Below are 23,379 nucleotides of genomic sequence, written 5' to 3'. Positions count from 1 at the left end.
TCTATTATCTTAGAAATGTTCTAGCATTGTACGGCTTATAATCTCGTCTTGTACGTCCTTACATAATTCTACGAAGAATGCTGAATATCCAGCTACACGAACTACTAAGTCTCTATGTTTTTCTGGGTGTTTTTGTGCATCTAACATTGTTTCATTGTCTAAGTAGTTAAATTGCATTTCACCATTTCCATACATACAAGCTGTACGAAGTAGTGTAACAAGAGCATTTTCTCCTTCTTTTGAATCAAGAATTCCTTTTTGAATCTTAAAGTTGTGAACCATCCCCATATTCATTGAATCATTTGCCATTTTTGATACTGACTTAATGATTGCTGTAGGACCCTTGTAGTCTGCACCTTGAGTTGGTGATATACCATCTGAAAGTGGTGTCCATGCACCACGTCCATTAGCAGAAGCTCCTGTCATTTGACCAAATGGTGTGTTGTTTGATATTGAAAGAGTTCCGTGACAAAGTCTTGAGTAAAGTGTTTTGTATTTTGCGTGTTCTCTTTCTGTAAATGTGATTATGTCATTACAAATATTATCAGCATAATCATCATCGTTACCATATTTTGGTGCATCTAGGCAGTCTCTTTTGATTTGGTCATAGCCTTCAAAGTCTGCTTTAAGTGCTTGGTTTAATTCTTCTAGTGTATATTTTTTGTCATCGTATACAAGTTTTTTAATTGCTGCCATACTATCTGCATATGTTGCAAGTCCTGACCAAACTACTCCTGGTCCGAAATTATACATTGCACCACCTGCTGATACGTCCTTTCCACTTTCCATACAGCCTTCATACATGATTGACATAAGTGGCTTTGGTGCCATGTCTCTGTGTACTATTTGTGAGATTGTTGTGGCTGCTGCTGTAAGCTTTGTTATATATGAAACTTGTTCATAAACTGCTTTTTGGAATTTTTCATATGTGTCATATTGTGATAGGCTTCCAAGATCTGGTGTTACCTGTTTTCCATACCAAAGTGGAACGCCGTTGTTTAGTACAAGCTCAATTGCTATTGGCCATTGTGTATAAGATGTTGATGTCCATTGGTATAGTCTACCTGATTTTTGTGGCTCAACGCATCCCATCATACAATAGTCTCTTGCATCTTCCACACTTACACCTTTTGCAAGCATCATCTTAATGTGAGTATCATCAAAGTGACAAGCCGGAAATCCCATACCACTTCTTACTACATCTACAATCTTTCTTAGATATTTTTCTGGTGATTTGGTATGAATTCTTGTTGCAAGTGATGGTTGATATACCTTTACGTGCCTTACTGCATCCATTAAAAGATATGTTAAGTCATTAGTAGCATCTCTTCCTTCTCTTGTAACACCACCTACTGTCATGTTTACGAATGGTTGGTATCCTGCAAAGAATTTAGATGAACCTTCACTTGTAAGCCACATCATCTCACTCATTTTTATAAGCATACATCCTGCAAGTTCGAACGCTTGATAGTCATTAATTCTTCCCTCTTCGATGTCAGCTTTGTAAAATGGATACATGTATTGGTCAACTCTTCCTATTGACATACCTGTTTGATTTTCTTCTACTACAAGTAGAGATTCTATTGTAAATACTGATTGAATAGCTTCCCAGAATGTTCTAGGCTTGTGAGCTGGAACATGAGCGTTAACTTCGGCTATCTTTTCGAGTTCTCTTTTTCTTTTTGGATTAGATTCTCCTCTAGCAAGTTCTTTTGCATATTCACTCATTCTCTTAGCATAGATCATTACACCTTCTGTTGTTTCTATTACTGATTTGTAGAAATAGATTTTGTCTATATCTTCAGGATTTGAGTAGTCTAGTTTTTCTAGGTGTTCTTTTGCTTCGTTTTGGATATCAAGCATACCCTTTTTCATAAGAATTACGTCATAACCTGGGTTTGAGTCCCCACCTCCATTTATTTGATGGTAAGAACAGTCAGATACGAATGATTCTCCTGATAATTCCCATACTCCAGCATCTCTATATTTTGCCTCACAAGCTTCGTCAAGTGATCTTCCTTCCCAATATGGAAATATTATATCTTTACAATATTGCTTGTCTTCTTCTGAAATATAGAATGGATCTTGTGGTCTATCTCCTATAGTATCAAGCTCATCTCTTAGCCATCTCCATGATATATCTGGTGAGAAGGCTCCACTTCTTGGTGCTCCACATGGTGCTCCAACTATAAGCTCTTCGTCTTGGATAACTAATGGTGCTGTTTCACAACATTTTCTAAATGATTTTGCTCTAAGAATTATTTCAGGCATTCCTGGATTTTCTTTAGCAAGTTCTGTTACTATCTTTGCTCTATGTATAGTAATAGTTGGTACTTGCTTTAAGAAATTATTTTTAAGGTCTACTAGTCTTTGAGTAGGACCATCTGGAATTTCTTCTCCTTCTGATTCAAATCCTGCATTTAGGTTTTGGCTTGATTCTGTTTTTTTATTTAATTGGTCTTGTACTTTTTCAAATAATTGACGTACACTTTGTTTTTCTTCATCAGACATGTGCTCTGTAGCCATGGCTAACTTCTTAGAAAATTCTCTTAAGTCCATTTCTCCTCCTAATAATCTTTGTTTAATGAATTTAACACTTTACTAAATAAATTTTTATCTTTTTCTATTTCTTTTTTGTTTAAAAATGAGTTTATATCATCTCTATCGCATATACCAATTTCCCTAAATTTCATAAAGTGATTTGGACTAAGGGAAGTTTGGTTGCTTCCGTCTATCTTCTTAGTTGATAAGGAAAATGATATAGGTAAATTTGTTCCTATCCCTACTGAGCCAAGTCCTGTTGGCGAATTTACTAAAACTCTTGACACTGGCTTTTTCTCTATAAATTGCTCTATTACATAAGAATCGTTTGAGTAAATTGAAAGGCTTTGACCCTTTTTATCATTTAAAATTAACTCTACACATTTTTCACAGGCGTTTAACCAGTCATTTTCTATATATAAAGAAACTATAGGGTTATATTTTTCTTTTGAATAAGGACTTGTTTCTGATACGTAAGGTTTTGTAACTACAAGTATTTTTGTATCATCATCCACTTTTATCCCTGCTATATCTGCAATTTCTTTAACTGTTCTTCCTATAAGTTCTTTTCTAACCTTATGGTCTTTGTCATAGATTATCTTTTCAAGTTCCACATGCTCATCTTTTGATAAAAAGTAAGCACCATGTTTTTTAAAGCTTTCTACTGTTTTTTCATAAACATTTTCTTCAACTACTATGGATTGTTCAACCCCTGGAAGAAGACCATTATTAAAAGCCTTTGAATTTATTACTTCATAGCTTGCCTTATCAACATCACAAGACTTGTCTATAAAGACAATGTTATTTCCAACTTCTGCTTCGAAAACTTGAGCATTTTCATTTTTTATTTCTCTTTTATTATCACTTAAGATATTTTCTACAATGAAGGAAACTTTATCACTTTCATAAAGTGTTCTTTCTCCAAGTTTAGAGCCATATTCTAGTATTGATAAAGATCCCTTTGGATAGTAGAGTTCATCTTCTATCTTTATGATATCCTTAACCATCTTTGTTACTGTCTGCTTACACCTTGAATCGCTTACAATTATTACTGGATTCGCTGCTCTTGTTGCAAGATATATTGCTTGAAAACTTGTAAGGGTTGAAAGATATGGTGCTATAAAGATTAGACTTACTCCCTTTGCTAGAGCTACTTCCTTGTTATGGCCTCTTTCGACTACATCAAATATTTGAGGATAGTCCCTAAGTTCTTCATCTAAGTTATCAAGATAAAATTTAGCAAGTCTTAGTTCATCTTCACTCTTGCCATAATTTGTTTCATCAAAAGCAAGTTTTGTAAGCTTTTCCAAATTTTCCTCGTAGTATTTTTTGATTTTTCCTAGTAGATAAGCTCTTGTTTTCTTATCAACTTCTAGAAGATTTTCCCTGCTATGGTAGGCTTCTTCTAGAAGAATTCTTGCTTCTTGTACAGAAAGAAGGTCAGTATCTATAACTTTCATAATTCTCCCTTTCTATACTAAATTGTCTAAATTATATATTTCGGTTACCTTGTTAAGGTCTGGGTGAGGAGATGGTATAACTAGAGATGAATAAACTTCTGCTCCCATGGCTTCTACCGCCCTAACTCCTGCCTCAACTGCTGCTTCAACTGCTGATACGTCTCCTTTTATAAGAACTGATATATAACCACTTGCCACATTTTCGTAGCCTACTATTTCTACATCACTTGCCTTTTCCATCGCATCAGCAGCCTCAAGCACATACACTAAACCGAAAGTTTCTATACCTCCGAATGCTTGCATATTTTCTCCTAATTTTCTACTTTGTGAACTGATATAACTTTACTTACATTTGTAACCGGTCTTTTCATAACATTGTGAGCTGTAATTTTTCCAATCTTTTCGCCTTCTTTAACACCTGCTTCAACTGCACTTATACAAGATGATACATCTCCTCTTACTATTACAGTAACAAGAGTTGAACCTACATTCTCGTATGATACAAGCTTTACATCAGCTGCCTTTAACATTGCATCTAGGGCCTTAAGTGCTGGCAGCATGCCAAGTGTTTCTATAAGACCGATTGCCTGAGATTCATATTCCATATGGCACCTACTTTATATAATAATTAATCGTCTTCTTTTGTTCATCACTTGCCTTATAGTAAACTACTAACTTGTTGTCTATAAGTTCGTATGAATCCTCATCTATAAGACCGTTTTCTTTAGCTGTCATCAAACTTTCTACTATATTATCGTAATTAAAAGCTTTGTGGTCTTTATATTCACTTTCTAAAGCAAGGTAGATATCTTGAGCTGAAGCCTTGTCTACATTAGTAAAATATTTTAGTATTTCATAATTTAATGGTCTTCTCATTAATTCTTACCTCTTTTAAAATAATCAAGTGGGTTGACACTCATTATAAATATTCCAATTGCCATAAGGATTGAAGCTATCCAAGCTATTGGAGCTATTTCATATCCTGGATTTTTAAGGATTACTCCAAGTATTATCCAACAGAAGAACGGTCCCCAAAATGCATATGTACCATTACATGCCATACCTAGAGCTGCTCCACACATTGAATTTCCTTTATACCAAAAATTAAAAGATATAAATGTGAAAAATCCACTAGCAAATAATAATAAAATTGTCGGATCTGTTATGGCTTTTGTGAATAGACTTCCAATAAGTCCAATTCCTGTCCCCTCAATTAGTGCAAGTATTGGTAAAACTATAAGTAAGTTTGATAGGGCTGATGTTGATTGTCTAATTGCTATTCCAATTTCTGAATCAATCATTGATGTACCAAATCCTGCTATAACTCCTTCAAGTCCCCATCCAAAAGCGGCTATAAGAGCAAGAATAATGCCAAGTAGCATTCCATCTTTAATCTCTCCTGTTAAGCTTGTTGCACCAATAAGTAGAGAAGCTATAAGACAAATTACAATACCAGCAATCATCCTAGCTGATAATTCTTGTTTTAGGATTATTCTTCCAAGAATTGCTCCAATCGCAACATTTAAACCTGCTATAGGTATTACAACTGGACCACCCATTTGCACTGCTAGGATATATGTAACTCCTGCAATAGGACCTCCGACTATGGCTGCAAATATCATTATAAGGCCTGGTTTTGTCTTAATGGTTTTAATGAAATCTCCGAATTTACCCTTTAAAAGTGAATTGCCTAAGGCCCAAATAGCAGATGTTAAGTCGTTGATTCCTGTAGCAAGGGTACCTAAGATAAAAGCTAAGGTCATTTCAGATAATCCAGCTTCTCCTGAATACCAGAACTTCCATATACCATAAACTGTAGCAGTAGTGACCAAAGCTGTATAAAGACCGTAGTAAATACCAGATTGGATTCCAATATTAAGGCCTTTGGAAAAGTACTTCTTATCTAAAGCTTCTTTTGCTACACTGGCTTTTGTAGTATTTGTGTAGTTTTGTGATTTCTCCACTCTCATTCTCTCCTTCTTTCTTTAAATATTTAAAAACTATAAATGTTTTCCTTGTCTAAATAGTATCAATATCCCTAAGGTTAAGGTCAAAAATTTTTTTGGAAAACAATTTTTCGTTGGAATTTCAAGCTTAATTGCTATCAAAAAAAAATCAATAGTTTAAAAAATAACAATGAACTCTTACCTTAACGTTAAAGTTTTGACTTTTTCTAAATTTTTTTTTGCTAATATTTGTTTTTTAAATTTTTATAAAATTAATAAATTTATTAATTTCTTTAATAAACCCTTGATTAAAGCCTTATCTCACCTTCTTCCTTACTTAATTTTAAATTCTACCACAGTTGTTTTCCATCTTTTTAAAAACTTTACTAAAAAAGCAATAAGCACATGATAATTTTAAGCTATCTCTCTATAGTAAGTTTATCTTTAACTATATGCTTTTTTATACCTTTACCTTAATTAAATTATCATTTAATTAAGGTAATGTATAGTTTTAATTTAAATAACTACTAAGGGTCAAACTGGCAAATAGTTATTTATAGATTAAATACTTTAAGTAAACGTTTTTCTAGATGTTTTTACATCCCTTTTAAAGACTTAAGTTAGGATAGGTACAACTTCATTTCTCTTAATTATATAGTGATAAATAATAACTATAAATATTAATTCTCTTTATATTAAGTAGTTTAATTTCTTTATAAAAACTTTTAACAATTATTCTTCCTAAAGAATTTATAATATTCTACCTCCTGTAAAATTGAATCATTAATTTTAGGAATTATTTGTATCTATATTAGCATAATCTTCCTTTATCCCCTATAATTTGTCAATAATTCTTCTTTAGATTGGTATTTTAAATAATTTCGTTTAGCTTGATTTATAGCTTATTCTCTTTGAAATTTCGTCAATATTAATAATAAAATAAAAAATTAAAAATACCATATTTATATAAACTTACATAAAAGTATGAATCATTTTACAAAGTTGCCAAATAAGTTTATAGGAAAATCTAGACCATTATTCTCTAATTTTAAAATTTTAAATTATTTATAAAAATCATAATTTTAATTATTACAAATAAAAAGCATCGACAAAATCAATAATTGCCGATGCTTTGAACAATCTTTTCGACTGATCTTATAATTTTTTATTTCATTGCGTCTTGAATTTTTCCTGCTGCTTCTACTACTTCTTTGTGCCAATCTTCTACTGATTTGTCCCCATTTGCTACTGAGTTTATAGAATCAAATATTGTTTTAGTCATATCTACTCCCTCTACTGATGGCGTTGCTGTCCATCCACCTAAAGCTGCTTTTACGCCATTTTCATAGATAGAATAGTAAGATTTTTTAACTTCATCTTTAAGCATACCTTCTGCACCTTCTATAGGTTGAACTGCTCCACCATTTTCAGCAAAAGCTTTAGCTGCTTTATCTGAGTATAGGAAGGCTACGAATTCTTTTGCAAGTTCTTTTTCTTTAGCATCCTTAGGGATAAATCCTTGCTCAAAGAATGAGTATGCATATCTTTCACCATCTTTATTAACTTTTGGAAGTGGCATTAGACCCCATTCGAAATCTTTTGCAACACCTTCAGCATCTTTCATCTCTTCTACAACCCATGTACCATTTGGCATAAATAATGATTCATTTTTCATAACTTGTAGTTGGTTTTTAGTGAATGATTCATTATTTGCTTGAGCTACTGTGTCCTTATTTACATATTTAAGAATTTTGCCTGTGTTTTCAAAATATGGTGTAGCTTCATTTTCCCAAGCATCTTTGTCATAGCTCATAAGTTTATCAAATAATTTTTGTCCACCTATATCATAAAGCATGGCAAATGTGAATGTATCAAAGTATCCTGTTGTAGGATATGTGAATAATGCTATACCATCTTTTTTAGCTTCTTCACCAAGTTTTATAAAGTCATCCATTGTTTCTGGAAGTTCATATTTTCCACCACCTTCTTTAAACATTGCCTTGTTGTACCAAAGTCCTGTTGGTGAATAGAATAATGGGGCAAGATATGTTTTTCCATCTCCATATGGATTTGTTACTGCTGTATCTAAGAAACCTGGGATTATTTTTTCTCTTACTGTTTTATCTTCTCCAGGTACTTTCTTATCAAGAACATCTGTAATCTCATCCACCATGTTTTCTTTAACCATTGTTTCTGTAAGTGCTGATTCTGTTCCCACAGAGTGATAAATAAAGTCTGGTGAATTTCCAGCTTGGATTTCTGGTCTAATAACATCTGCTATATTTTTTTCGAATTTAGCTTCAACTTTAGCACCAGTTTCTTCTTCAAAGTCTGCTATAACTTTTTTCCATCCTTCAGTACCATAACCTGAATCAAGACCTGCTATAGTTAAAGTTTTTCCACTAAAAGACTTTTCACCACTAGATTCGTTACTTCCGGCATTACTTGTAACGTTTTCTTTTGAAGTATCTTGATTTGATGCCTTATCGTCAGCTTTATTGTTCCCACCACAAGCTGTTAGGGCTAAAGCTGCAGCTAACGCTACCAATCCTGCTTTTATTTTTTTCATAATTTCCTCCTAATATGGTAATTACCTTTTCCATTATTATATAAAGTCTTTGCAATTTTGTCAAGAAATAAAGTAAACATTTTCATAATCTCTTAAAGATTCAAATGTCTAAAATAGTTAGTATTAAAGATTTTGTTGATGAAAAAGGAAAACAATACTTTCAAATAAAAATCCCCTCCTTACTGCTTTGTCTAGTAAAGAGGGGATATATCATAAACCCCTAACAGTTTTTATTATTGTTGTTGGTAAGCTGACTCATAAGTTTGTTTGAAAGATTCCAATTCCTTATCCAAGTCTACATTTTCTGGATTTGAGAATATTTTTTCAAGGAAGGATTGGGTATCATTGTAGGCTTGTTGGCTACCTGGTTCAACTACTCTTGTATAAAGTTCTTTTGTTGCTTCACCTATGATTGGGGCAACTTTTGAGTCGGAATTTTTATAGGCATCATCTTTTATAGCAGATTGTCTTACTGGTATATATCCAGTATCAAGTCCAAATTGGATTTGACTGTCTTTTTCTGTTAAGAATTTCAAGAATAGGTATGCTGCAGTTTTTTCTTCCTCTGTTGCATTGTTAAACATGTAGATATTTGTACCTTGTTGAACAGATTTCTCTGCTGGATATGCTGCCGCTTCATATTCAAATTTACCTTGAACTCCATCTTTTACATACACTTCACCTGCATTTGAACCAATATAGGCTCCTACTTGTTCATTTGCAAATGGAGCTGACATATATTTGTCACTTCCTGCAATTCTAAAGTATCCTTCTTTTATACCATCTAGATAATAGTTTATAGCCTCTTTTGATACATCACTTGTTACATCAAGTTTTGAATCCATCTTGATTCCTTTATTCTCAAGGTAGGTTTGATAATAGTTTGAAAGCGAGTCAAATCCTACTCCAGCAATTCCCTTCTCATCGTGAATTTTCTTTGCTACTTCCTTTAGTTCATCGTAATTTCTTGGAACCTTAAGTCCTAATTCATCAAACAATGACTTATTGTACCAAAAGATTTCTGTAGACTTATTGAAAGGAAGGGCCATTATTTTGCCATCTTTTTCTACTTCATTTCTTAAGCCTTCCACTATGTCATCATAGTTATCAAATTTCAATTTTTCATTTTCTATATAAGGTTTTAGATCTTGAACTAATCCCCCATCTATAAATTGTACCATCCAGTCTGGGTAAGCTTGAGTTATAGTTGGAAGTTGGTCAACTGATTGCATAGTTGCTGTTAGTTTTTGATTTAAATCCTTGTAGGCTGCTTGATTTTGAAGATTTACCTTGATATTAGGATTTTTTTCTTCAAATTCTTTTACCAATTTTTCTAATGCTTCACCTTGGCCACCACTCATCGCATGCCAAAAAGTGATTTCTACCTTCTTGTCTTTTAGGTCTTCAACTATTGTACTTTCCTTTTTCTCAGTACTAGCATTACTAGCATCATTTGATGCAGTATTAGCCTTTTCATTTCCGCCACAGCCTACTAATACGCCTAATGATAAGGCTAGTGCCAAAGAAGTTTTTAGAATTTTTTTGATTTTCATACTTTCTCCTTACAAAATAATTTCTTCTCCATCATAGGGAGCATATCCCCTATCTTTGAATCTACTTCTACTATCATTATATACCCATTCTGGATTTTTAGAGTGAATTGTGAATAACTTTTTAGGATTAATTTTCTCTATTATATAATTTATATCCTCTGTAGGAGCATGACCAGAAGTTTTCATAATTAAAACTTTAATATTAAATTTTTCTAATTTTTTCATAAAAGGCATATATTCCGGATCATAGTCTCCCAAAGGTTCTGCATCTGTGTGAATATAAATACCTCCTTCAAAAAATTCTCCCAAATCTACATCATCTTTTCTAATTTGTAAAAGATAAGAAGATTTATTTTTTACAATATCATCTAAATTGATTTCTAAGTCTTTATCTAGTTTATAGTCATAGTCCCTATCTTTTATATAGTAGAGATTAAGACCTAGAACCTTTTTTATGGTATAAGCATTGTATTCAGAAAAAACAAGTTTTCTTATACCCCTAAGATTTTCTATAAGCTTCTTTATTCTTTCAAAATTTCCTTGATAGTAGTTAAATAAAATAGGTCTATTCTTATTTTTTTTAATTACCTTTACAATATTTTCAATAAGTTCAGCTTCACCTATCTCAGCTTCATCTTCTCCTAGCCTATTAAATGAAAAGCTTACTCCCTCAGTTATAAGATAGTCTGAGTTTTGAGCATGTTTTATGAAGTTTTCACTATCTTTTCTTCTAAATCCATGAAGTCTGATATCTCCAGTATAAGAGATTTTCTTATCGAAAGTTTTTATAATAAAACCACAAGCTCCAAAACCATCATGATCAACTCTTATAAATTGAACTTCTATATCTCCTATTTTAACGATATCGCCATAGTCTACTCCCTCAATATTTCTAATATATCCTTCTAACTTTTGATTTTTACTAAATGGATAGACAAATTTATTATTTATTGATAAGGCCTCTAACGCTTTCTTGGAATCTTTGGAGCAGTAAACTTTTATCTTAGGATTAGTATAGTTTATCAAAGATGTATGGTCTAGATGAATATGGGAAAAAAACAAAGCTTCATTTTCATAATAATAGTCATCTTTTACCATATCCTTACTACTTGCATTTTTATCATAAAGACCATCTACATAAGCACAAAGATTGTTTTCTATTAAATCATCTAAATCTTTTATCACAATTTCCCTGTTAAATAGGGCTCCTAAATCAAAAAATATCCTTGATTTTTTATATTTTATTTCTATAAGAGTTCCCCCTATGGTATGAGTTCCCTTATGAAAGACTATTCTTGTCCTATCCTTTGATTCCACCATATGAAACTCCTTCTAGTATTCTCTTTCTAAACAAAAAGTAAAGGATAAGTATTGGAAGAATTGTTATTGTTGAAGCTGCCATTTGAAGATGAATTAGGGAACCTGCCTCTGTTGCAAAAGCTGATAGACCATTTGAAATCATCCTCATCTCCTTTGAGTTTGTAACAAGGATTGGCCATAAAAATGAATTCCAACCTGTTATGAAATTTAATAATCCTATGGTAAATAAGTTTGACTTAGACATAGGTATCATAACCTTTCTGATAAATTCAAAGTCGCTTGCTCCATCTACCTTGGCAACATTGTAATATTCTTTAGGGATAGAATTTAGAAATTGTTTAAGGTAGAAGATATAATAAACACTTGCCATAAAGGGAAGAATTAAAGCAAGATAGGTATCTATTAGTTTAATGTTTGCAATTGTTCTAAAATTTGTAAAAACTACTATTTCAAAAGGTATCATCAATAGTGATATGAGAAAGGTTTGAAGGGCATTTTTGTATTTAAAATTCATAAAGTTTAAGGCAAAAGCTGCTAGTGTTGTTGTAATTAAGGTTGCTATAGTATTTATACTTGTTACAAAAATTGTATTTAAAAAGTATCTAGCAAAAGGTGCAACCTTCATAGCCTCAGAGTAGTTTTTAAAGTTTAAGCCTTTTGGTATCAAAGTTGGCGGTATAGATATTACTTCTTGGTAAGTCATTACTGATGATAAAATCATGTAGACAAAAGGAAAGAGAGTAATAATTGCCATTAGTATTACAAATATATATTGAAATAATTTACCTATTTTTTTCATTTAGTCCTCAAGCTTTCTAAATATTAGCCTTTGAATAAAGGTCAATATTAACAAAAATATAAACAAAATTACAGCTGCAGCCATAGCTTGACCATACCTATTTTCTACATAAAACTTATTAAATATATAAAATACTGCAGTAACCAACCTATTGCCAATACCTGCCGAACCATTAAAGAGGGCAAATATTTGGCTATAAACCTTAAAGGCCCCTATAAAACTTGTTATAGTTAGAAAAGTCATAATAGAGTTAAGTTGAGGTAGGGTTATTTTTACAAATTGCTCAAACTTGCTTGCACCAAAGGTTTCAGCAATTTTATAGTAGGATTTATCTATACCCCTAAGTCCTGCAAGAATTATTATTATGTTAAAAGCCAAACTATTCCATATACCAAACACAATTAGGGCTGGCATGTTGTAATTTGGGTCATCTAGGAAGTTATATGGTCCAAGCCCTACCTTCTCTAAAAGAAAGTTAATTATACCATATTGACCATTAAATAAATACCTAAATACAATACCTATAGCTATAACAGAAGTAAGATAAGGAATAAAAAATATTGTTTCAAAAAACTTCACTCCCTTAATCTTAGTATAAAGAATTAGGGCAATTATCATAGCTATAATAATTGAGCCTGGCACTACCGTTATGGCATATATAAAAGTATTTTTCATAGCTAAATGAAATTGTGGATCTTTTAAAACATAGGAAAAGTTTGAAAGACCAAGGAATTCTGGATTTAGTATATTGTTTGACTTCATAGCCATAGTAAATGTCCTAATCAAAGGGTATACATTAAATATTAGTATAAATATAAGAGCAGGCAATAAATAAAGCCAAGCCTTAGGTGAATTTTCGGCCTTATATTTGAATCTGTTTTTCATCAGTAGACTCTCCTATCATCCTTATCAAATATATAAATTGAAGGATAATCTATGGAAAGATTGATCCTATCACCCTCATTTATCAAAATATTGGAATCTACCAAAAGCCTTGATTTCTCATTATCTAAATCAAAATGGACAATCATATATCTTCCTATCATCTCAATTGATATAACTTCTACAGGAATTCCTCCCTCACTTATCTTAAGGTGTTCTGGTCTTATGGCAAGGGTATAATCTTCACCACTTTTAAACTCTTCTCTAAATCTACTATTTTCTAGCTCAGATAATTTAATAGAGAAATCTTTTGTAATCAAAGAGTTTCCATCAAAGCTTGCCTTATATGTATTAATTATAGGAGTTCCTATAAATTTCGCCACAAAAAGATTGGAAGGATTTAGGTATAAGTTTTGTGGAATATCAACTTGTTAAATTATCTCCTTATCCATAAGGGCTATATAGTCAGAAATAGATAAGGCCTCTTCTTGATCATGTGTTACAAAAACTGTAGTTACCCCAAGTTTTTTTACAATCGATCTAATTTCTTCACGAATCTTTATCCTTAGCCTTGCATCTAGGTTACTTAAAGGTTCATCTAAAAGTAAGATTTTAGGATTTTGTACAAGAGCCCTTGCTATAGCAACCCTTTGTTGCTGCCCACCTGAAAGTGCCTTAGGCTTTTTGTCTTTTATATCAGAAATATCAGTAAGATCTATATATTTTTGAGCAATCTTAACTGCCTCTTGTTTTTTTATTTTATTGCTTCCAACTGTAAGTGGAAATATTACATTTTCCAAAACACTCATGTGTGGGTAGAGAGCATAGTTTTGAAATACCATTCCAATATCTCTATCCTTAGGATGCTTATTAATTACTGACTCTCCATCAAACTTTATATCACCCTTTGTAGGGTCCAAAAGTCCTGCAACAATATTTAATATTGTAGATTTCCCACAACCACTTGGTCCTAAAAGTGACATCAAAGCTCCTTTAGGAACCTCTAAGTCAACACTTTTAAGAGCTTCGTATCCATTCTCATAGACCTTGTTTAATTTTTCAATTTTTATCATATAAACCTCTTATAAATTTTATCCCTTATAACTTAATACTAAAATATTAATCTTATAATAACTATAAAAGCGGGTACTTAAATAATATAGCAAGCATTACGAGCATAAGGGCAATTGCTATGACTGTGAAAGATTCTATTTCTTTTCTTAAGGATATAATAATAAGTCCTATGGATAAAAGAAAGGAAAAGAAGTAAATTTCCTTAAAGTTTAAACCAAAAACAAAACCATATCCAAGGGATAAAACAGCCATAAATAAGGACAAATATAGGTTAACTTTCCTTCTGTCTAATATAAAATTAAGCATAAATATTACAAATAATGCTGTAAATATAGGCCAAATAAAGTCCATACTATCCCCCTTTTCATGTTTTAATTATATCATAATAAAAATATGTAGTATAATTTAGTCAAAGGAGTGGATATGAAATTAGATAAAAATTTATATAAAGAATTAGAAGAAATATATGATAGAGACCCGTCAAATAAAATAATATCAAATGCTATCTCAAATGTTGGAATAAGGGAAGCATCTTTAAATAAAAATGTAATAAATAAACATAATTTTATTTTCTCTAATGAAGTTAAAACAAATGATGTCACAGACCAAAAGAAAACTGGTAGGTGCTGGATGTTTGCAGGTCTTAATATGATTAGAATGAAAATTGCAGAGAATCTAAATATGGAAAACTTTGAGCTTTCTGAATCATACCTTTACTTTTTTGACAATATGGAAAAAACTAATAGGTTCTTACAAAGAATAATTGATACAAAAGATTTGGACATAAAGGACAGAAGGGTTGAAGATGTACTTTTCTCAGAACCAAACGATGGTGGATACTTTGAATTTTTTTACTATCTTATAAAAAAATATGGAATAGTTCCAAAAACAGCTATGGGAGAGCTTTTTAATTCTCAAAATTCTTTCTATATGTTTTATACTTTAGAAAGAGCCTTAAAGAAAATAGCTGTGGATATAAGAAAGTCTGATGATAAAAAAGAAATTGAAGATTTAAGAAAAAAAGGCCTATCCTATGCCTATAATATTTTCACCAAATCTATAGGAAAACCAGTAGAAAAATTTGATTTTAAATACTATGATAAAGATCATAAATATCACATAGAAAAAGATATGACCCCAAAGCTATTTTTCGAAAAATATGTGGGAGACTTTTTTGATAACAAGGTAAAACTATTAAATGATCCAAGACATCCTTATAATAGGGTTCTAGTGGATACAATGTCCAAAAACGCAGTAGACCTAGAAGATTTAAAGGGAATAAACATCGACATGGATACCATGAGTAAAATTGCTCAAAAATCTATAAAAGACGGAGAAACCATGTGGTTTGCTTGTGATGTTGATATAAATGAGGATAGGGAAAGTGGAATCCTAGACGAAAACTTGTTCAACCTAAAAGATACCTTCATAAACTATGAAGATATGACTAAAGCTGAAAGAATAGACGCAAGATTTTCAACAGCTTGTCATGCGATGAACCTTACAGGCTTTGATAAGAGAGGAAAAAAAATAAATTATTGGAAAATAGAAAATTCTTGGGGAGATGAAAATGGCCACGATGGATATTTTTCAATGACTGATGAGTGGTTTAGAGAAAATACTTTTGAGATAATAGTAGACAAAAAATATCTAACACAAAAAGTTTTAAAAGCAATGGATAAAAAAGAAATTGTTTATGATGAGTTTGATCCTATGTATAGGATGCTTAAAAATATAAGATAGTTCTAGAAATAATTTTAATTTAAGCCTATATTTTGATTTGAATTTGGACCTTTTAAGGTCCTTATTTATTTGAGTTTTAGCTTAATCATTAATATTTAAAGTCCATTATTAACTATATTTTATAATAGATAGTAATATTCATACTTCACTTTTTTGGCTTAGGAAAAAAATATTATATTAATTATTGTTTTAAAAACAAAAATAAAAATTTAAATAGAGTTTGAATTTAGATGACTTTTAAAGTATAAAGCCCTTATTCTTCTACTCTAATATGAATAATGAATTATAGAATTAAAAAACATAATTATAATTTTAGGAAATAAAAAAAGCATCAACAATATCAATAATTTCGTGAGTTTGTCGATGCTCTTAGAGAATCCAAAGACTCCTCTTTTTTCATATTTAATTTTTCTCATAACAAGTTTTGTCTTATATATTTTTTACTGCCTTATAATAAGATACCGGCCAATCTAGCCTATTTATTGTATGATTTATGTCTTAGTTAGATTTAATTACCACTTTGATATTTTGTTATGCACGTTTATTTGTAATCTATCTTAGTCAGAGCTTATAAATACAAAATTACCTACTTTTATATTATATAAAATGCTACTTGTATTAGCCTAAAATCCTTATGAACTTACATAATCATTTCCAAAAGATTAGTATAAAGTTCATTTGCTCCAGATCAAAATATTTCTATTGCTATTTTATAATAAGATGAATCTGTAGTATCAAATTCTATATTCTTTTCCTATATTATTGAGAAAGAAATTTAGACAATTTCTACCATGTCTAGAAAAATTCACATAGTTATTATAGGCGTTGTTTATCATATATACTCTATAAAGAGTATGTTAAATCTTTCAGATCTATTGCTATATATTTTTATAAAAATGGATTGTAAAATCTTCCATCATTTACAAAAAATAGTGAAACGCCCAGAGCTAGTAAAATTATTACTCCTATTATAACTAGAAAGTCATTTCTTGAAAAATCCTTCGCCCTATACCAAGTCCTAGTCTTGTTTTTGCCAAAACGCCTTAGTTCCATTGCTTGGGCTATGGTTTCTATTCTTCCAAGGCTATCAAAAATTAGTGGCATTACTATGTTTGCACTCTCCTTAACTCTATCTATTAGTCCTACCTTACTGCTCATTTCTATTCCTCTGGCTTGACTTGCTTGTCTTATTTCATAGTATGAATTCTGTATATCTGGGATATATCTTAAAGCAAGAGCAACTGCGTAAGAAATTTTATATGATATTCCTATTCTATTTAGACTTGATGAAAATTCACTTGGATCTGTTGTTAGGATAAAGATTAGGGCTAGTGGGATTGTTGAAAAATATTTTAAAACTACATTAAATTCATAGAAAAGCTGTTCAGCTGTTAGTGAATACCTTCCTATTCCTTCAAATATTACATTTCTTGATCCGTAAAGTTTAACTCCATATTCTGGTTCAAAGATATAGATTGCTATAATATTTATCAGCGAAAAGACAAATACCACCTTTACCAAAAATGATACATCTTCCCATTTAATCTTTGCTATTTTCATAGTTATAAGTGATATTAGCATAATGAAAAATAAGTATCTTGTATCAAATGTCGTCATTACAATTATCGAAAGAAGGATAAAGACCATTAGTTTTGTTGTTCCTGATAGCCTATGAATAGGAGTATCATTTTTTATATACCCTAGTGTACTATTCATTTTCTACCCCTTTCATAAGAAATAAATCTTTCTATAAAATCTTTTGGATTCACACCTTTTATCTTTTTGCCAAGAGTAAACAGAGAGGTTTCTGCAAGATTTGCAGCTTTTATTAAATCCTTATTTGAGAAAAGTTCAGCAGGTTTTAAATCTGCTAAGATATTTTTGTCAGCTACAACTATAGACCTATCTGTGTATTCTTGGATTAAATGCATATCGTGGCTTATCATAAGGATTGTTAGTCCATATTCTCTGTTTAGCTTACCGATAAATTCCATCATTTGTGTATAATTCCTAAAATCCTGACCTGCAGTTGGCTCATCTAAAATAATTACAGACGGATTTAAAACAAGAATTGATGCAATAGTTACTCTTCTTTTTTGTCCATATGAGAGAGCAGCTATTGGCCAATTTCTAAATGGATAAAGCCCACAAACCTTTAAAATTTTTTCAACCCTTTCCTTTAATTCTTTCTCCTCTACTCCCCTTACCCTAAGACCAAAGGCAACTTCATCAAAAATCATTGTCTTTGAAATCATAGCATTTGGGTTTTGAAGCACAAAGCCAATCTTATCAGCAATTTCCTTAATTGAAAGAGTTTTTGTATCTACATCCTCAATTATTATAGAACCACTATTTGGTCTTAAAAATCCACATAAGAGCTTAGCAAGCGTTGATTTACCTGCACCATTTGGCCCAACAATAGAGATGATTTCTCCCTTATTAATAGTTAAATTTATGTTTTTTAAAACTTCTACCTTACCATAAGAAAAAGAAAGATTGTTTATATTTATTTCTCTAATAGCCTCTTTGTGGTCTTCTTTATAAGCAATTTGATTTGACCAATCTCTTAATTTTAATAAGTCCTCATAACAAAAATCAATCTTACTTATATCTGATAAATCCTTATATTTACTAAGATCAATACTCGCATAATTTAAAGCATCTATATATAAGGGCTTTCTAATACCTATCTTGTCTAAAATACCTGATTTTAATATATTTGTAGGATTATCATCTGCAACAATTTTTCCATCACTTACTGCCACAATCCTATCTGGATCTAAAAGTAAGGCTTCCTCGAGCCTGTGCTCTATTACAATTACTGTATAGCCTCGTCTTTCCGATAAGTTTTTTACAAGCTCCATAGTAGCTCGCCCGCTTTTTGGATCTAGGTTTGCAAGTGGTTCATCTAATAATAAAATTGGAACATCTGAAACTAATACTCCTGCAATTGATACAGTCTGTTTTTGACCTCCGGATAGATCAGATGGTTTTCTATCTAGTAGGTATTTAATATTTAATTCATCTGCCCACTTATGGACTATTTCTCGCATTTTTTCTATATGGACATTGTCATTTTCTAAAGAAAATGCTATATCTTCTGCTACTGTAAGACCTACAAATTGACCGTCTGTATCTTGAAGAACTGTTCCTACTGATAGGGATAAATCAAATATCGAAGATTCCTTTAGTTTTTTACCATCTATAAAGCAATCACCTAGTATATTGCCATCAAAAGTATTAGGAATTTGCCCATTTAGACTTTTAGCAAGAGTTGACTTCCCAGAGCCAGATGGGCCTACTATTACAATTTTTTCCCCTTCCTTTATCTCTAAGTCAACATCATAAAGGGTTGGAGCTTTTTGAGACTTATACTTAAAATTGTATTTATTAAATTTTACTAGTAGTTGCTTTTTAACTTCCATAATTAATCTCTACTTAATGAACCTTCTTTTATTTGAGTTTTAGCATAGGCTGTGATTAAAATTGTACCAAGGATTGCTACAGCTAGTGAGTTAAGTCCTGCTGAAACTAGACCTTGTGTAAATACCTTGTTTGCCGGCTCTGAATAGATAAGGATATCTAAAATTGGAGCAACAACAGCCCAGGCTACTATATTTGTGATTACTTGTCCAATATTAAATTTGATAATGTCTTTTTTTGTAAATTCACCATTTCTAAGATTTAGATTTTTGCCTACAAGTCCATAACCCAAACCTGTTACCCCAGATGAGATAACCCATGACCACCAAAGACCATATGTTAAAAGATCTTTAATTGCATGTCCTATAAAGCCAATTAATGCTCCTGCTACTGGTCCAAAAAGTACTGACATAAGTGCTAAAAATGGATAGGTTGTTTCAATTGATGTATTAGGAATAAAGCCAACTGGAATAGATAAAAATCTACCTAAGATAAAAAATACTGCCGCACCAATACCAATTGCTACTATTGTTGTAATCGAATTATTCTTTTTCATTATTTTTCCTTTCTAATATAAATTATCCAATCAGATCCTGTTCCTATTTGATAAGTATCTGAAAATGACGCTTGATTTATAGCAATTCCTAAGTTAATTAGCGAATTGATATAGGCTATAGTTTCACCAAGAGCAACATCTGAAAATGAATGACCAAAAGTCATTTGATTTTCATATTTTTTAATTTCTTTATTATAAATTGTGACTTTGATGCTATCGCCTTGATTTATACCAACTTTTTTTAAAAGATCTAGGCTTATATTTGTCCATAAAGAGCCAAATCTAATATCAAGTATATCAATTGTTCCTTCAATAACTCCATTTGTAATTGTAGCTTCTTTAATATCCTTAATCACGAGATTCTTTATTTCACAAGATTTAAGCTTTTCATAATAGTCTTCGTTTGTTGCAAGTTTTGCACCATTATAGGCATAAACATCCCTACCATGGAAGGTATGGCTATTTTCTGAAAATGGTAGCCTATCCTTAAGCTCATCTATAATTTTTGCTGATTTAAGTCCAATAAATTTTGCCACATGAGAAATAGTTCCATTATCAGGTGTTACTATATAGTGGTTTGAATTTGTTTTGACTACTATAGAATGTCTATCAGAACCTACCCCAGGATCAACTACAGATACAAAAACTGTTCCTTCTGGCCAGTAAGAAATAGTTTGTAAGAGCCTATATGACGCTTCAAATATATCGTATGGCTTGATTTCATGAGTTAAATCATCAACTTTGATATCAGGATTTACCATGTTGCTAACTCCATGCATTGCAGAAACTGCACCATCACCTAAACCAAAGTCAGATTGAAAAACTAGTGTACTCATTTTTATCCCCCTAAAAATAATTCATATGAAATTATCATATAATTTAATTATATTTAAAAAATAGACCTAGTCAATAAAAATAGCAATATATATTAAAAAAACACCATTCTTTACCAAGAGATGACTATGTATCTATCTCAAGCTTTAGTGCCTTACAAAAGATAGGTTCTAAAAAGCTCATCAAGCTTGCTATAGTCTTATTTTTATTATTATAGGTATATACTACTATTTTTTGTTAAATTATAATTTGACATTTACATGAATATTCTAAACAAGATAGTTTTATGTCCTTATTTAAAAAGTGCTTTTATAGGTTTTTCACATAGATTTTCTATTACCTTTGTTATTCTTAGCTTTAAAGTTACTATTTTCACTTTTACTTACATTTATATTATCCGTCAGTATCTCTATATTAGATAGCTTTACTACATAAATACCTATCTTTTTTCAAACAATTGATTGTAAGATTTAATTAGGTAATTTGATTTACCTATTTATTTTTAAAATATTCTACTAGATAAGCTTTCAAATGACTTTTTTTACACAATTATATATATGTATAATTTTTAAAAGTATAAAGTTCTTTCACCATAATATGAATAATAAATTATATACAGATATAAAAAATAGGGCTTTTTTGCCCTACATTAAAAATAGATATTAATTTGCTGGAACAAGAAGTTCTGTCAAGATATATCCTTCATATGACTCGAATATAACCTTTGACCACTCTCCATCAATTTCTGTTCTGTTTACTATATTCCCTGGTTGTAATTTTGCTACTATTTCTGAGTCTGTTGTTGTATTTCGTCTGATATTTGTTATATTATCTACTGTAAATGAACCTTCTATATTTTCATCTTTATTTTCTGTTTTTTCATCTTGATTTTTTGTTTTTTCTTCTTCATTCTCTATCTTTTTATTTTCTTTATTGTCTGTATTGGATGCATTTTTCTCATCCTTTTTCTCTTCTGATGGATTCTCTTTTTTAAGTTTAGCATTACTTGTGTCATTAGATTTATCTTTTTTACTATATTGTACATTGGCTTCAACTTGGCTTTTATTGTTTTCTTCAGGATGTCTTTGAGACTTGTAGTCTTCTTTTTGACAAGCAGACAAGATAAGTCCAAGGCTTAAAATAAATAAAATTTTCTTTTTCATAATAGCTCCTTATTTTTCTGTTTTTATGATTGCACTTATTTTTGCCCCAACATTTTCAAGCTTTTCTAGGGCATTTTTTAATTTTTTGTCCCTGAAATCTTTTTTAGGTGCAAGAATCATTACTGAGTCTACTAAGTCAGCATAAAAATGTGCATCATCATTTTTTTCATTGCTTGCTGTATCAAGTAAGATATAGTCGTACTTTTCAGAAAGTAAGTAAAATATATCATCAAGCCTATCTATATCAAGAAAACCTAGAGTGTCTTCTCTTTTTTCCGGAGCAAGTATCATATCAAGCCCTTTTTCTATGGAATCATTTATAATATAATTTTCATAAGGTCTTTCTTTTTCTAATATATCAACTAGTCCCCTATTTATCTCAACTTCTGCCTTTTCAGAAAGTGTTGGATTTCTAAAGTCTGATTCTATTATTATGACCTTATATCCATTTTTCGTGAGTATTCTTCCAAGATTGAGAATTATAGAAGTCTTATCTATTTTTTCAGTAGCTGGTACAAATTGAATAACTTCGTGTCTATCAACCGACTTTATAAAGTTATCTTTAAGATTTTCAAAAGCTTTTTTTACTCTTAAATTCTTGTTCTTATTAAACATCTAAATCACCATCTTCATATTTTGGTATATCAGATATAATCATATATTTTTTACCGTCATTTATGAATATTTCCCTTGTTTCTACATTTTCTTCTTTATCCTCTTTAGTATTCTTATACCTATATCCATAGTCTTCTTCTACTTTATTGAACTCATCTATTTTTACAGATTCCTTAGTTTTTTCATCTTCTTTGTCTTCTTCAACTTCTTCATAAACTACAAATTCTTCATTATCTTTATTCTCTTCAATTTCTTCTTTATCTTCATAATCTTTAGCTTTTTCATTATCATTATCTTCTTCAAAGACTACTTTTCTTATAACTTTTCTATTGTCGTCTATAATTTCATCTTCTATTCTAGAGTTTGATAAGAATATTCGCAAAGAAGATAGGATAAAATATGTTACAAAGGCTGCAAGACCAACTCTAGTTGTCATTTCTGCCGAAGGCTTTAATAAAGATCCGTTTTGATAAGCATAGTCAAGAACTTTGGCATTTGCATTATATAATTGATTTATTACTGAAACCGTAAGATCTGCATACTCATCTGCTATGTCTTCTGCCCTTAATTTTACACTATCTTTTACATTTATATTAATAATATGGGTGTTTGATACTGTATCAATATCCATCTTTTCGTCAAGTTCTGCTGGATTTAAATTAAGTTTTAGATTTTCTATAACCTTATTTTTAATAGCATCTGAATTTATAGTTTCTGCATAAGTGTAGGCAGTCTTATCATCTTTTTCTATATTTTTAGTATCAGTTGTAAGTATTTTGGCTTGCGCCCTATAACTTTTAAGACCAAGTCTTGGTGCCAAAAAGTAAAATCCTATACCCACTATAATACCAAAAACTAGAGCTTTGGGTATAACGCTTAATATCGATTTTTTCTTTTTCAT

The 23,379-nt window shown here is 30.9% G+C and carries 22 protein-coding genes; 1 reads left to right on the top strand and 21 read right to left on the bottom strand.

Annotation, left to right across the window (positions count from 1 at the left end):
- Positions 1-9: 9 nt before the first annotated feature.
- The 14 genes from cutC to FYJ26_RS04345 form a co-directional block, all read right to left on the bottom strand.
- Entirely contained in the window at positions 10-2,559 is a 2,550-nt protein-coding gene (gene cutC, locus FYJ26_RS04405) for a choline trimethylamine-lyase (protein WP_154540008.1), read from the bottom strand.
- An 8-nt stretch (positions 2,560-2,567) separates the two neighbouring features.
- The gene (locus FYJ26_RS04400) at positions 2,568-4,001 is read right to left on the bottom strand and encodes an aldehyde dehydrogenase family protein (RefSeq protein WP_154540006.1); all 1,434 of its coding nucleotides are present in this window, start codon (positions 3,999-4,001) and stop codon (positions 2,568-2,570) included.
- Positions 4,002-4,013: 12 nt separating this feature from the next.
- On the bottom strand, positions 4,014-4,304 hold the full coding sequence (locus FYJ26_RS04395) for a BMC domain-containing protein (RefSeq protein WP_154540004.1): 291 nt from the start codon (positions 4,302-4,304) through the stop codon (positions 4,014-4,016).
- 8 nt (positions 4,305-4,312) lie between these two features.
- Entirely contained in the window at positions 4,313-4,606 is a 294-nt protein-coding gene (locus FYJ26_RS04390) for a BMC domain-containing protein (RefSeq protein WP_154540002.1), read from the bottom strand.
- 7 nt (positions 4,607-4,613) lie between these two features.
- Positions 4,614-4,877 carry a hypothetical protein gene (locus FYJ26_RS04385; protein WP_154540000.1) on the bottom strand — a complete coding sequence of 88 codons (264 nt, stop codon included), beginning with the start codon at positions 4,875-4,877 and terminating at the stop codon, positions 4,614-4,616.
- Positions 4,877-5,971, bottom strand: coding sequence for a DMT family transporter (locus tag FYJ26_RS04380; protein ID WP_154539998.1), 1,095 nt, complete (start codon positions 5,969-5,971; stop codon positions 4,877-4,879). The genes FYJ26_RS04385 and FYJ26_RS04380 overlap by 1 nt, the downstream gene beginning before the upstream one ends.
- Positions 5,972-7,112: 1,141 nt before the next feature.
- Positions 7,113-8,516, bottom strand: coding sequence for a carbohydrate ABC transporter substrate-binding protein (locus FYJ26_RS04375; protein ID WP_154539996.1), 1,404 nt, complete (start codon positions 8,514-8,516; stop codon positions 7,113-7,115).
- Between the two features lie 233 nt (positions 8,517-8,749).
- Positions 8,750-10,069 (bottom strand): ABC transporter substrate-binding protein, encoded by a 1,320-nt coding sequence (locus tag FYJ26_RS04370; protein WP_154539994.1) that lies wholly within the window; start codon positions 10,067-10,069, stop codon positions 8,750-8,752.
- A 9-nt stretch (positions 10,070-10,078) separates the two neighbouring features.
- The gene (locus FYJ26_RS04365; RefSeq protein WP_154539992.1) at positions 10,079-11,389 is read right to left on the bottom strand and encodes an MBL fold metallo-hydrolase; all 1,311 of its coding nucleotides are present in this window, start codon (positions 11,387-11,389) and stop codon (positions 10,079-10,081) included.
- A complete protein-coding gene (locus tag FYJ26_RS04360) occupies positions 11,370-12,188 on the bottom strand; it encodes a carbohydrate ABC transporter permease (RefSeq protein ID WP_154539990.1) in 819 nt (272 codons plus the stop codon). The genes FYJ26_RS04365 and FYJ26_RS04360 overlap by 20 nt, the downstream gene beginning before the upstream one ends.
- A complete protein-coding gene (locus FYJ26_RS04355; protein ID WP_154539988.1) occupies positions 12,189-13,073 on the bottom strand; it encodes a carbohydrate ABC transporter permease in 885 nt (294 codons plus the stop codon).
- The gene (locus FYJ26_RS11010; protein WP_326831239.1) at positions 13,073-13,453 is read right to left on the bottom strand and encodes a TOBE domain-containing protein; all 381 of its coding nucleotides are present in this window, start codon (positions 13,451-13,453) and stop codon (positions 13,073-13,075) included. The genes FYJ26_RS04355 and FYJ26_RS11010 overlap by 1 nt, the downstream gene beginning before the upstream one ends.
- A 48-nt stretch (positions 13,454-13,501) precedes the next feature.
- A complete protein-coding gene (locus FYJ26_RS11005; protein WP_229771210.1) occupies positions 13,502-14,143 on the bottom strand; it encodes an ABC transporter ATP-binding protein in 642 nt (213 codons plus the stop codon).
- 61 nt (positions 14,144-14,204) lie between these two features.
- Complete coding sequence (locus FYJ26_RS04345; RefSeq protein ID WP_154539986.1) at positions 14,205-14,495, bottom strand: hypothetical protein; 291 nt, start codon at positions 14,493-14,495, stop codon at positions 14,205-14,207.
- A gap of 72 nt (positions 14,496-14,567) precedes the next feature.
- Here FYJ26_RS04345 and FYJ26_RS04340 point away from each other — a divergent pair, with 72 nt between their 5' ends.
- Positions 14,568-15,887 (top strand): C1 family peptidase, encoded by a 1,320-nt coding sequence (locus tag FYJ26_RS04340; RefSeq protein ID WP_154539984.1) that lies wholly within the window; start codon positions 14,568-14,570, stop codon positions 15,885-15,887.
- Between the two features lie 888 nt (positions 15,888-16,775).
- On the opposite strand, the gene FYJ26_RS04335 is transcribed toward FYJ26_RS04340, so the two are convergent.
- The 7 genes from FYJ26_RS04335 to FYJ26_RS04305 form a co-directional block, all read right to left on the bottom strand.
- Positions 16,776-17,603, bottom strand: coding sequence for an energy-coupling factor transporter transmembrane component T family protein (locus tag FYJ26_RS04335; protein WP_154539982.1), 828 nt, complete (start codon positions 17,601-17,603; stop codon positions 16,776-16,778).
- On the bottom strand, positions 17,600-19,312 hold the full coding sequence (locus tag FYJ26_RS04330; RefSeq protein ID WP_154539980.1) for an ABC transporter ATP-binding protein: 1,713 nt from the start codon (positions 19,310-19,312) through the stop codon (positions 17,600-17,602). The genes FYJ26_RS04335 and FYJ26_RS04330 overlap by 4 nt, the downstream gene beginning before the upstream one ends.
- Before the next feature lie 2 nt (positions 19,313-19,314).
- Positions 19,315-19,866 (bottom strand): ECF-type riboflavin transporter substrate-binding protein, encoded by a 552-nt coding sequence (locus tag FYJ26_RS04325; protein ID WP_154539978.1) that lies wholly within the window; start codon positions 19,864-19,866, stop codon positions 19,315-19,317.
- Positions 19,866-20,702 (bottom strand): SAM hydrolase/SAM-dependent halogenase family protein, encoded by an 837-nt coding sequence (locus FYJ26_RS04320; RefSeq protein ID WP_154539976.1) that lies wholly within the window; start codon positions 20,700-20,702, stop codon positions 19,866-19,868. The genes FYJ26_RS04325 and FYJ26_RS04320 overlap by 1 nt, the downstream gene beginning before the upstream one ends.
- Positions 20,703-21,362: 660 nt before the next feature.
- Complete coding sequence (locus FYJ26_RS04315; protein ID WP_154539974.1) at positions 21,363-21,863, bottom strand: SH3 domain-containing protein; 501 nt, start codon at positions 21,861-21,863, stop codon at positions 21,363-21,365.
- A gap of 9 nt (positions 21,864-21,872) precedes the next feature.
- Entirely contained in the window at positions 21,873-22,478 is a 606-nt protein-coding gene (locus FYJ26_RS04310; protein ID WP_154539972.1) for a P-loop NTPase family protein, read from the bottom strand.
- Positions 22,471-23,379, bottom strand: coding sequence for a YveK family protein (locus FYJ26_RS04305; protein ID WP_154539970.1), 909 nt, complete (start codon positions 23,377-23,379; stop codon positions 22,471-22,473). Before FYJ26_RS04305 ends, FYJ26_RS04310 begins: the two co-directional genes overlap by 8 nt.

This window comes from Anaerococcus porci (assembly GCF_009696575.1).
Lineage (GTDB): Bacteria > Bacillota > Clostridia > Tissierellales > Peptoniphilaceae > Anaerococcus > Anaerococcus porci.
This window is presented reverse-complemented; position numbering and strand designations above follow the sequence as displayed.